The organism is Kitasatospora sp. NPDC058046 (assembly GCF_042885595.1).
Lineage (GTDB): Bacteria > Actinomycetota > Actinomycetes > Streptomycetales > Streptomycetaceae > Kitasatospora.
Genome location: NZ_JBHVRS010000043.1, coordinates 40,161 through 52,048, shown reverse-complemented (window position 1 = coordinate 52,048; position 11,888 = coordinate 40,161). Strand labels below are relative to the sequence as shown.

Sequence of the window (11,888 nt, the reverse complement as noted above, 5' to 3'; positions counted from 1 at the left end):
CGGGCCGGCGGGCGCGGCGCGCCCCGGTGGGCCGGGGCGGGGGGCGGGCGCGGGCGGGGCGGGGGCGGGCGGGGCGCCGGGTCGGGGGGCGGCGGGGGCCGTTCGGGGCGGCCGTGGTGGTGAAGCGGTTGCGGAACTCGGTGGGCGTGGTGCCCAGCCGGCGGGCGAAGGCGCGGCGCAGGGTCTCGTCGCTGCCCAGGCCGCTGAGCCGGGCGGCGGCGGTGATGCCGTGGCCGTCGAGGAGCAGCTGTTGGGCGCGGTCGAGGCGGACGCGCTCGACCCAGCGGGCCGGGGTGGTGTTCAGCTCGGCCTGGAAGAGCCGGGTCAGGTGGCGGGTGCTGACGGCGGCCGCGGCGGCCATCGCGGGCAGGCTGTGGTCGGCGCCCGGGTCGGCGAGGACGGCGTCGGTGAGCGTGCGCAGCAGGCCGCTGCGGGCCGGCGGGGTGGCCAGGGCGGTGGAGAACTGCGACTGGCCGCCCGGGCGCTGCACGAAGACGACCAGCTCGCGGGCGATGGCGCGGGCGGCCTCGGCGCCGTGGTCGTGCTCGACCAGGGCGAGGGCGAGGTCGATGCCCGCGCTGATGCCGGCGCTGGTGTGGTAGCGGCCGTCCCGGACGTGCAGGGCGTCGGGTTCGACCCGCACCCCGGGGTGGCGGAGCGCGAGGGCGGTGGCGTGGCGCCAGTGGGTGGTGGCCCGGCGGCCGTCGAGCAGCCCCAGCGCGGCGAGCACGAAGGCGCCGCTGCACACCGAGGCGACCCGCCGGGCCCGCCTGGCGAGGCCCTCCGCGGCGGCGAGCAGGGGTGCGTCCGGGCCCCGGGCGGCCAGGTGGTCGGCGCCGGCGACGACCAGGGTGTCGAGGGGTTCCCGGGGGCCGAGTGCTCCCTGGACGTCCTCCGGTGCGGCGGTGTCCGCCAGGGCCACGCCGTTGGAGGCGGTGACGGTGCCGCCGCCCGGGGAGACCAGGACGGTCCGGTACGGGTGGCCGAGCCGGCCGGCCTGGTGGAACACCTCCAGCGGACCGCTGACGTCGAGCAGCGTCACCCCGTCGAACACGAGGAAGGCGACCAGGCGCGTCATGTCCGAATCCGAGGTCCGGCTGTCCGTACCGACATGGCGGCAGCGTACGCCACCGGGCGAGGGTGGAGGAGTCGACCGAACAGCCCCCGAAACGAATGAACGCGGAGGAACCATGACGAACGAGACGATCGCGGGCGTGCGCGTCCCGGACAGCGCCCTGGCCCGGGAGGCGACCGAACTGGTGCGGGAGGCGGCCTCGCCCCTGCTGTTCGACCACTCGCGCCGGGTGTTCCTGTTCGGGGCGCTGCGCGGCGCCGAACAGGGGCTGGAGTTCGACCCGGAGCTGCTGTACGTGGGCGCGATGTTCCACGACCTCGGCCTCACCGGCCGCTTCGCCCGGACCGACCAGCGGTTCGAGATCGACGGTGCCGACGAGGCCCGCCGCTTCCTGGCGGCCCACGGCATCACCGGCGAGCCGGCGCAGCGGGTCTGGACCGCCATCGCCCTGCACACCACCCCGGAGATCCCGTTGCACATGGCGCCGGAGATCGCCCTGGTCACCCGCGGCGTGGAACTGGACGTGCTGGGGATCGGCTACCACGCGATCTCCGCGGAGCAGCGGGCCGCCGTGGTCGCGGCCCATCCGCGGCCCGACTTCAAGAACCGCATCCTGGCCGCGTTCACCGACGGCATCAAGGGCCGCCCGGACACGACCTTCGGCAACGTCAAGGCGGACGTGCTCGCCCACTTCGTGCCCGGCTTCGAGCGCGGCGACTTCGTGGAGGTGATCAAGGGCTCCGCGTGGGGGGAGTGAGCCGGGGCGGGGGCTTTCGGCGGAGGGGTTCTGGTCGGGGGCGCCGGCCGTGGGCGTTGGACGCTGGCGCTGGTCGGGGGCGTTGGACGCGGGCTTCTGAGGGCAGCCCGGGGGCCCGGTCGGCGTCGCTCGGCCGGGTTTGACGGGGGCTCGGGGTTCCACCACCCTTCCACTAATCGAATAGTGAAAGGGTACTTTGCCGATGCCCGCTCCCTCCTCCGTGTCCCGGGCCGTTCCGAGTACGGCCGCTCTTCCGTCCGTACCGCCCCGCGCCCGCCGCCCCGCCCCGCTAGCGTGGGGCCTGGCGGCCGGGTTCGCCGTGCTGTACGCCTGCGTCGCCGTCAACCGGCACCGGCGCGGCCTCACCAAGGCCTACGACCTGGGCATCTTCGAGCAGGCCGTCCGGGCGTACGCCCACGGGCAGGCGCCGATCGTGCCGCTCAAGGGCCCCGGCTACCACCTGCTCGGGGACCACTTCCATCCGCTGATCGCGGTCCTCGCCCCCGCCTACCGGGCCTTCCCGAGCCCGCTCACCCTCGTCGTCGCCCAGGCGCTGCTGATGGCGCTGGCCGTCGTCCCGCTGACCCGCTGGGCCCACGAGGTGGCCGGGCCGCGGGTGGCGCTGCTCGTCGGCTGCGCCACCGGGGCCTCCTGGGGGATCGTCCGGGCGGCGGCCGACGACTTCCACGAGATCGCCTTCGCCGTCCCGCTGCTCGCCTTCGCCGCCACCGCACTCGGCCGGCGCCGGCCGCTCGCCGCCGCGCTCTGGTCGCTGCCGCTGCTGCTGGTCAAGGAGGACCTCGGGCTGACGGTGGCCGCCGTCGGGGTCCTGATCGCCTGGCAGGCCCGGCGGGAGCGGCACAGCAGCCCACTGCCCGGACTCGCCCTCGCCGCCGTCGGGCTCGCCGCGACCGCGCTCACCGTGCTCGTCGTGCTCCCGGCGTTCAACCCGAGCGGGAGCTTCGACTACTGGCAGCAGCTGGACGGCGGCGGGCAGGGCGGGCAGGCCTCGCTCTGGGAACTGCCACTGCGGCTCGGCTGGCCGCCGGTCAAGTGGCTGCTGCTGTTCCTGCTCGCCGCCACCGCCGGCTTCATCGGCCTGCGCTCACCGCTCCTGCTGCTCTGCGTGCCCACCCTCGCCTGGCGGCTGTTCTCTTCCAACTCGCACTACTGGGGCGTCAGTTACCACTACAGCGCGGTGCTGATGCCGATCGCGTTCGCGGCCCTGGTGGACGTCCTGCGCCGGGTTGACGCGCGCCGCCGCGTCGAGGTGCGCCGGGCCAGGCGCGGACTCGCCGTCAGCGCCCTGGTGGCCGCCGTGACGCTGCCGCTCTACCCGCTGCACGAGGTGGTGATGCCCGAGGCCTGGCGCACCTCGCCCCGGCTCACCGAGATCCGGGCGCTGCTCCACCGGATACCCGACGACGCCACCGTGGCCGCCTCCAACCGGCTGGCGGCCCAGCTCACCCGCCGGACGGAGGTCACCCTGGTGTGCCGGACGCCGGAGGGCCCTGGCCCGCAGTGGGTGGCCGTCGACCTGCGCGACCCGAGCGTGCAGGCCCCGTGCGCCACCGCCGACACCGCCCGGATGCTGGCCGTCTACCGGGAGCGCGGCTACCGGCCGCTGGTCGAGCAGGACGGCCTGCTCCTGCTGCAACGCCCCTGAGCCGCCTCCCGGGCCGGACAACCCCCGAGCAGCGGACGGCCCCAGGTCGGACACCCCCCGGGTCCGGCTTGACCCGCGCGGCGCCGTGCGCCACCATTCCACTATTGAACTAGTGAAAGGCTGAATCGCCGGTGATCGAGTACCGCATCGAGCGGCGCAGCGGCGTCTCCACCTACCAGCAGATCGTGCAGCAGACCAAGCAGGCCCTGCGGCTCGGACTGCTCCAGCCCGGAGACAAGCTGCCGACCGCCCGAGAGGTGGTCGAACTGACCGCGATCAACCCCAACACCGTGCTGAAGGCCTATCGCGAGCTCGAACGCGAAGGCCTGGTCGAACCCCGCCCGGGGCTCGGCACCTTCGTCCGGCGCTCGCTCGCCCGGCCGGAGGCGGCGGCGGACGGGCCGCTGCGGGCGGGCCTGGTCGGGTGGGTGGACCAGGCCCGGGAGGTCGGACTGGAGCGCGAGGACATCACCGCGCTGATGGCCTCCGTCCTGGAGCAGCGTTTCGACACCGGGGTCTCTGCTTCTGGGGCCTCCGACTCCGACGACGGGGTCTGAGGCTCCGACACCGGGGGCCGAAACCGGGGCTCCGACATCGGGGGGCCCGAAACCCCGACGCCGGGGCCTGCGGCGCCCCGGCAACACCGAACCGAGAACAGTGGGGGGACCGGGTGGACGACCCGACGACCACGGCGCCCGTGACGGCGCCGGCCCTGGAGGCCGAAGGCCTCGGCAGGAGGTACCGCGGCGGCTGGGCGCTGCGCGGCTGCGATGTCACCGTCCCGGCCGGGCGGATCTGCGGCGTGGTGGGCCCCAACGGCGCGGGCAAGAGCACCCTGCTCTCCCTCGCCGCCGGCCAACTCGCGCCCACCGAGGGCAGGGTGCGGGTGCTCGGCGCCACCGCCGGTGCGCCCGAGCTGCGCGCCCGGGTCGCCTACGTGCCGCAGGACAAGCCGCTCTACCCGGGCCTCACCGTCGCCGAGACGCTGCGGATGGGCCGCGAGCTCAACCCGGTGTGGGACGAGGCTGTGGCCCAACAGATCGCAGAGCAGGGCGAGTTGAACCCCAAGGCGCGGATCGGCTCGCTCTCCGGCGGCCAGCGCACCCGGGTCTGCCTCGCCCTCGCCCTCGGCAAGCTCCCCGACCTGCTGCTGCTCGACGAACCGATGGCCGACCTCGACCCGCTCGCCCGGCACCAGCTGATGGGCACCCTGATGTCGGTCGCCGCCGAGCGCGGCGCCGGGATCGTACTGTCCTCGCACATCCTCCCCGAGCTGGACGGCGTCATCGACCACCTGCTCCTCGTCCAGCGCGGACGCGTCCGGCTGGCCGGTGACCTGGAGGAGATCCTCGACGGGCACCGACTGCTCACCGGGCCGGCCGCCCAGGGTTCCTCCCTGGCCGCCGAGACGGTGGTCGAGCAGCGCGTCAGCGGCCGCCGGGCCGTCGCCCTGGTCCGCACCGACGAGCCGGTGGACGGCGACTGGGAGAGTGAACGCCCGAGCCTGGAGGACCTGCTGCTCGGCTACCTCCGGGCCTCCGCCGACACCTCTGCCGACAACCCGAACCGCGTGAAGCCCGACCCGAACGGGGTGGCCGCATGAGCACCGACCTCCTGCCCGACCGGGCCCCCACCTCCGCACCCGCCGACCGGCGGCCCGCCACCCCCGCCCTGCGCGGGCTCATCTGGCTGACGCTCCGTCAGAACCGCTTCCTGCTCTGGGCCCTGGGCGTGCTGCTCGTCCTCGCGGTGGCGGACCTCGTCTGGATCCACGTCGCCCTCCGCCACATCATCGGCGTCCTGCGGCGGACCGGCTGCTACTACCCCGACTCCTGGTCCGAATCCGAGTGCTGGGCCCTCCTCGCACCGATCAACCGCCCCAACTTCTGGTACCTGGAGGTCCTCCAGCCCGCCGTCACCGTCCTCCCGCTGCTGATCGGCGTGTTCATCGGCGCCCCGCTGCTGGCCCAGGAGTACGAACGCGGCACCATCCGGCTGATCCGCGCCCAGTCCGTCAGCCCGGCCCGCTGGCTGGCCGTCCGCCTCGCCGTCCCCGGCCTCGCCGTCCTGGCCGTCAGCGGTGTGATCGCCGTCCTGATGACCTGGGTGTGGTGGACGGACATCGCACACGGTCCGGACGCCTTCGACCCGCCGTTCCAGTTCTTCACCTACCCGGCCATCGGCCTCGCCCCGGTCGCCTGGTCCCTGTTCGCGCTGGCCCTCGGTGTCCTGGTCGGCCAACTCGTCCGCCGCACCCTCCCCGCGATGTTCGCCACCGGCGCCCTCGTCGCCACCGCCCACGGCCTGGTCGTCTGGGCCCGCCCGCTCTTCTACCCGGTCGTGGAACAGGTGGCCCCCGTGGGCACCGCCCAGCCCACCAACGCCTGGCTCATCGACCAGGGCGTCGTCTTCCCCGACGGCACCCGCGTCACCACCGACTCCTGCGCCCTCAACACCACCTGCAACACGGCCAGCGCCTCCTGGCTCCGCTTCCACCCGGCCGCCCACCTCACCCCCATCCAACTCGTCGAAGCCGGCATCCTCCTGGCCCTTGCCGCGGCCCTCCTGATCGCCGTCTTCCGCCGCATCCGCGCCTGACGCGACGGTTGTCCGCGGCGTCGAAAACCGTCGCCGACAGTTCCTATTCCTCGTCAATCCCCCGGCACCGCCGGGGGATTTTCCATGCCCGAAACCGCCTGGTCGGGCGGCTCTTCAGGTGTTCGATGGCAGGAAATACGTTCGCTTTCCTGTGCCGTTGAAATGGCCATCCGAATTTCCGCCGAGTGAAAGTCGGCCATCGGTCGGCGGGAATTCGGCCACTCTGGCCCGACCGGCTTCCGGTCCCCGAGGCCGCCCCCATGCTGGAACGTTCGTCACCGACTGAAGGGAGAATGGTGAGCGTTCCACGACGACATGCGGGTGACCCCGATGTCATCGGTCAGACCGCCGCGCTGGTCGGATTCCTGCGCGAGGTCGTGCAGAGCAGCCATCAGCGGCTCCGGGACACGCGTTCCTGGGGGCCGCTCTGGCTGGCCGACCTGCCGGCGAAGGTGCCCCGGCCGTCCGGGGACGACGACCGTCCGTTGTTGATCCTGGACCACGTTCCGCAGGCCGCTGCGCCGGAACTGCCGCCGGTGCTGGAGGGGTGGGTCGACGAGCGGCTGTGCCAGGACGCCGATGCCGAGGACCCGCCGCTCGCGGAGGAGGGTCCGTACCGGACCGGGGAGCCGGCGGCGGGCGGAGCCGGCGGGTGGCAGGGCGACGAGGCGGTCGTCGCGCGGAAGGAGGCCGCGGAGGTCCTGCGGGCGTACGGGCCGTGGCTCGCGCGCTGGCGGATCTGGGCCGAGCGGGAGCGGTCCGAGCGGTCGCGGCGTCAGCTCTACGAGAAGGTCTACCACTGGCACCAGCAGTTGGCGCGGCAGGACGACCAGCAGGAACTCGTGCTCGCCGCAGGCCTGTTGAGCTGGCGGGAACCGAACGGCGGGGTGATCCACCGGCACGTGCTCTCGCGGCGGGTGGAGACCCACGTCGATCGGCGGACCGCGCAGATCACCGTACGCCTCACGGAGAGCGGAGCGGTCCGGCTGGAGGACCGGGACTTCCTGGACGCGGACGACGGCTGGGTGCCGGAGCGTGCGGCGGCGTTCAACGAGGAGCTCTCCGCGCTGCCCTTCCACCTGTTGAGCGAGGAGGCGCTGGAGTGCCTCTCGCAGTGGCTGGACCTGGTCCTGCCCAGGCCGGTGGCGTTCAGCACCAACTGGCGTCCGCCGGCGGGACCGGATGAGGGCGCCAGGCTGACCTTCGCGCCCGCCCTGCTGAAGCGGCCCAGGGACCGCAATGAGGTGTTGAGGTTCTACGACCGCATCGCGGAGAGCGTGGTGTCCGAACGCCGGGCCCCGCTCGGGCTGGCGCAGTTGGTGATGTCGCTGAACCCCGAGGACCGGCAGAACTGGGGCGGGCGGCAGGCGCCGGCGCTCTTCGGCGACGAGCCGCTGTTCCCCGGCAAGACCAACGCCCAGCAGCGCTCCGTACTCCAGCGGTTGCAGCGGGACACCGGCGTGGTGGTGCAGGGCCCGCCCGGCACCGGAAAGACGCACACCATCGCCAACCTGGTGTCCGCGCTCCTGGCCCAGGGCCAGCGGGTGCTCGTGACCAGCGCCAAGGACCAGCCGCTGACCGTGCTCCGGGACAAACTCCCGCCGGCTGTCAGGGACTTGTGCGTGTTGCTGCTCAGTACCACCAGCCAGGACGGTGCCAGCGAACTGGAACGCACCATCAACGCGCTGAGCGATCGGGTGGCGGCGGGCGACACCGACCAGCTGCGGGACGAGATCCAGCGGCTGACCCAGCGCCGGTACGAGGTGCGCAGCCGGATCAAGCTGCTGACCGAGCAGGTGGTCTCGCTGCGGGAAGCGGAGGTCTACCAGCACCCGGAGGTCGCACCGGGCTACTCGGGGACGCTCGCCGCGATCGTGCGGAAGGTGCAGGACGAGGCGGTGCGGCTGGGCTGGATCGGCAGGCTGCCGAACCGGGCGCCGGAGGCACCGCCGCTCTCGCCCGTCCAGGCGGAGGAACTGCTCGCGCTGCTGCGGGACGGCGCCGGGCAGTGGACGGAGTCCGGGGTGTTCCCGGCGGCGGAGACGCTACCGACGTCCGGCCAGGTCGCGGCGGCCCTCGCGGTGAGCCAGTTGAGCGTCAACGGTCTCTCACCGGCGGCGATCGAGGTGCGCAACGTCCTGGCCGCCCTGGAGACCTCCACCACGGACCGGCTGACCGAGCTGCTGGGCTCCGGCCGAAACCGACTGCACCGTCTGGGTGTTCACCGGGAGGCCGCGCGCTGGGGCGACGAGGGCTGGGTGGAGCGCGCGCTGACGGACCGGCTGGCCCGGCGCCACCCCGATCTCTGGCAGCGTGTCGCCGACGTCGCGCGCGTGCTCCCCGAGGTGGCCGAGGGCCTCGACCGGGTCGGTCTGCGCACGGTGGTCCTCCCGGACCTCCTGGTCCCCGAGCGCGCCCGCCGGATGGCGGCCACGATCCCGGCCCTGATGGAGCAGCTGTCGGCGGGCCGCAGGCTGCGGACCCGGTTCGCGTTCAGGGCGCAGCGGGAGGCCGAGGAGCTCCTCGGCAGTTGCACGGTGGACGGCAAGGTGCCGGCCTCCGCCGACGATCTCGGCGCCGTGCTGGCCCATCTGCACGCGCACGCGGCCCTCGCCGCCGTGGCGGCCCGCTGGGAGCAGGTGGGTGCGGCAGTGCCGGAAGCGCCGCTGGAGGTGCGACTGGCCTCGCTGTCCGAGCGCTACCGACACCTCGCGGAGGTCGATGAATTCGGCCGGATCCGTGAGCAGGTCGACGAACTCCTGGTCCACCACGGGGTCTACCTCGACCTCACCCGGCCGCAGGCGTGGCAGGACTTCGCCGAGGCCGTCGCGGCCCTGGCCGGCCGGCAGCGCGCGGAGGAGGCCTCGGAGCGGCTCGGCCGATGGGACCGGCTCCTGCGCGGCGGGGAGGACGGCGTGGCCGCGCCGGTCGAGGCGCTCGCCATGGCGCAGGCCCTGCGCGACCGCGATGTCGACCGGTACACCAAGGAGCTCGAAGCGCTCGCGGCAGCGCAGCAACGGGACCAACGGCGGCGCCGCTGCGTGGAGTTGCTCGACGGCCTGCGCAGCGCGTCGCCTGCGCTCGCCGGCCGGCTCGAAGCGGAGGCCGAGGACCCGGCCTGGGACGAGCGGCTCGCCCGGCTCCGGGACGCCTGGGCCTGGGCGAAGGCGTCCGAGTTCATCGACGACGAACGCGCGCCCGGCCGGGAACAGTGCCTCGACGGTGAACTCACCGAGCACGAGGCGAAGTTGGAGGAGCTCACGGGAGACCTGGCCGCCGCACACGGCCGGCTGCACTGCCTGGTGCGGATGACCCAGGAGCAGCGCTCGGCACTCCAGGCCTACCGCACGCACATGGCGTCGTACGGCAAGGGCAAGGGCAAGAGCGCCTCCCACTTCAAGGCGGCCGCCCACAGCGCGATGCAGGTCGCCCAGGGAGCGGTGCCGGCCTGGGTGATGCCCATCGCGCGGGTGGCGGAGATGATCAAGCCCAGGCAGGACGCCTTCGACGTGGTGATCGTCGACGAGGCCAGTCAGGCCGGCATGGACGCGCTGTTCCTGCTCTGGCTCGCGCCGAGGATCATCGTGGTCGGCGACGACAAGCAGTGCACGCCACCGGTCACCGGGCTGGGCCGCACCCAGCAGATCCAGGACCGGCTGTCCGCGCACCTGCCGGAAGTCCCCGCCCACCTGCGCCAGTTGTACATGCCGCACTCCAACCTGTACCAGCTGCTGTCGACGTTCTTCCCGTCCACCATCCGCCTGCAGGAGCACTTCCGCTGCATGCCCGAGATCATCGGCTGGTCCTCGGAGACCTTCTACACCCCGCCGGGCCTCATCCCGCTGCGGCAGTACGGCGGTGAACGGCTCGACCCGCTGCTGACGCACTACGTCGAGGGCGGGGTCACCGAGGGACGCGACGGACGGATCCGCAACCCGAAGGAAGCGGAGGCGATCGTGGACTGCCTCGCCGAGCTGGCCGCGGACCCGGCGTACGAGCACAAGACCATGGGCGTGATCGTGCTCCAGGGCTTCGGCCAGGTCAAACTGCTGGAGCAGCTGATCGAACAGCGCCTGCCGGCCCCGGTCCGGGAGCGCCACCGCATCCGGGTGGGAACCCCGGCCCAGTTCCAGGGCGACGAGCGGCACGTCATCCTGCTGTCGATGGTGGTCGACCGGGTACGGAAGATCGCCGGCGGCATGCGCAGCGAGCAGCAGGCCTACAACGTGGCGGCCAGCCGCGCCCAGGACCAGATGCGGCTCTTCTACTCGGTGCCGCCGGACCAGCTCAAACCCGGGGACCTGCGGCTCAACCTCCTGGGCTACATGCAGAATCCGCCGGCCGCACTGGCGGAGGCGGCCGACCTCGGCGCCGTGCTGCCCGACGTCCGGCGCCCGCCCTTCGACTCCCTCTTCGAGCAGCAGGTCTACCTGCGGCTCAAGGAGCGCGGCTACCACGTGGTGCCCCAGTACCCGGCGGGCAGCAAGCGCATCGACCTGGTGGTGATCGGCGCGCGCGGCCGCCTGGGCGTGGAGTGCGACGGCGACTACTACCACTCGACCCTCGACCAGATCCGGCACGACCAGCAGCGCGACCGTGAACTCCAGCGGGTCGGCTGGCGGTTCTGGCGCATCCGGGAGAGCGAGTTCAGGTTCGACCCGGACGAGGCCCTGGCGGGCCTGTGGGAGGAACTCGACCGGCAGGGCATCCGCCCGGCGAACTACTCCCGGCCCTCCCCGCCGCCGAAAGACACGCGGCCGTGGACGCCACTGGAACTGCCGGAGGGCGACGAACTGCCCGACGAAGGCGCGGAGAACCACGAGCCGCCGGGGCAACAGGGCCCCGACGACGGGGACGGTGCCGAATCCGCCCCCGCCCCTGACACCGATTCGACCGGAGGAACGGCATGACCCAGACGCACAGCCGGCAGGACGACCGCACGCTGGACGAGAACACCCTGGAGGAACTCGCCCGCGTCGTCGCGGGTGACGACGACCTCCTCTACCGCCGAGGCTTCGAGATCGCGGCCTTCCTCAAGCGGGCCGGCTGGCAGGAGGTGCCCGAGTACGACGGCCAGTACCGCAGGGAGTGGGCCGCCGAACTGCTGATGGCCCGGCGCGACCAGCCCGGGGAGATCGAGAAGGTGCTGCTCAGGCTGGCCGATCCGCGTGAGTACCTCGAGGAGCCCGGCCTGCTCACCGAGGTCGTGACGGCGGTCAACACCTTCCTCATCCACGAGGGGTACCGGCTGGAGAACCCCGGCGGCAGCCCCCGGCTGGTGTCGTGCGACCCGGCGCTGGCGCACCCGACGCACTACGGCTCCGCCGAGCTGAAGGTCGTCATGGCGGACCTCATCGCCGACGAGGCCATGGCGGAACTGCTCCAGTGGCGCCTGGACGAGGCACGCACCTGCTACGCCAACGGCGCCCACGTCGCGGCGATCATCATGCTCGGCTCGTTGATGGAGGGTGTGCTGGTCCAGACCGTCGTGGAACGGGACCCCTCCCTTCTGGGCCGCAAGTCGGAGGACCGCATCAACCTCCACGATCTGATCGTGGCGTGTCACGGGGTCGGGTGGATCGGCGCGGACATCGAGAAGTTCAGCCACGAGCTGCGCGAGTACCGGAACTTCGTCCACCCCAAGGCCGAGGCTCGCGAGAGCCACCGGCCGGACCGCGACACCCTGGCCATCTGCTGGCAGGTGGTCAACGCGGCCCTGAACGACCTCGCCGACACGCACCCCGGCCGTGCCCGGTAGCAGTGCCGGCGCAGGGCACACGCGTCGCGGTCGG

The 11,888-nt window shown here is 73.1% G+C and carries 8 protein-coding genes; 7 read left to right on the top strand and 1 reads right to left on the bottom strand.

From position 1 onward, the window contains the following. A partial coding sequence (locus ACFVU7_RS43685) for a GlxA family transcriptional regulator (protein WP_388052182.1) occupies nt 1-1,078 on the bottom strand: 1,078 nt, incomplete at its 3' end. A 112-nt stretch (nt 1,079-1,190) separates the two neighbouring features. Between ACFVU7_RS43685 and ACFVU7_RS43680 the strand changes: the two genes are divergently transcribed. The 7 genes from ACFVU7_RS43680 (at nt 1,191) to ACFVU7_RS43650 (ending at nt 11,854) form a co-directional block, all read left to right on the top strand. After that, nucleotides 1,191-1,832 carry an HD domain-containing protein gene (locus ACFVU7_RS43680; protein ID WP_117492857.1) on the top strand — a complete coding sequence of 214 codons (642 nt, stop codon included), beginning with the start codon at nt 1,191-1,193 and terminating at the stop codon, nt 1,830-1,832. Between the two features lie 202 nt (nt 1,833-2,034). After that, nucleotides 2,035-3,498 (top strand): DUF2079 domain-containing protein, encoded by a 1,464-nt coding sequence (locus ACFVU7_RS43675; RefSeq protein ID WP_388052180.1) that lies wholly within the window; start codon nt 2,035-2,037, stop codon nt 3,496-3,498. 131 nt (nt 3,499-3,629) lie between these two features. After that, nucleotides 3,630-4,055: a GntR family transcriptional regulator gene (locus ACFVU7_RS43670; RefSeq protein ID WP_388052177.1), complete on the top strand. Its 426-nt coding sequence runs from the start codon at nt 3,630-3,632 to the stop codon at nt 4,053-4,055. 113 nt (nt 4,056-4,168) lie between these two features. Further along, nucleotides 4,169-5,101: an ABC transporter ATP-binding protein gene (locus tag ACFVU7_RS43665; protein WP_388052174.1), complete on the top strand. Its 933-nt coding sequence runs from the start codon at nt 4,169-4,171 to the stop codon at nt 5,099-5,101. Then, nucleotides 5,098-6,096: a hypothetical protein gene (locus ACFVU7_RS43660; protein WP_388052171.1), complete on the top strand. Its 999-nt coding sequence runs from the start codon at nt 5,098-5,100 to the stop codon at nt 6,094-6,096. The genes ACFVU7_RS43665 and ACFVU7_RS43660 overlap by 4 nt, the downstream gene beginning before the upstream one ends. Nucleotides 6,097-6,389: 293 nt before the next feature. Next, nucleotides 6,390-11,006: an AAA domain-containing protein gene (locus ACFVU7_RS43655; RefSeq protein WP_388052168.1), complete on the top strand. Its 4,617-nt coding sequence runs from the start codon at nt 6,390-6,392 to the stop codon at nt 11,004-11,006. Continuing rightward, nucleotides 11,003-11,854 (top strand): hypothetical protein, encoded by an 852-nt coding sequence (locus tag ACFVU7_RS43650; protein ID WP_388052165.1) that lies wholly within the window; start codon nt 11,003-11,005, stop codon nt 11,852-11,854. The genes ACFVU7_RS43655 and ACFVU7_RS43650 overlap by 4 nt, the downstream gene beginning before the upstream one ends. Nucleotides 11,855-11,888: the final 34 nt, after the last annotated feature.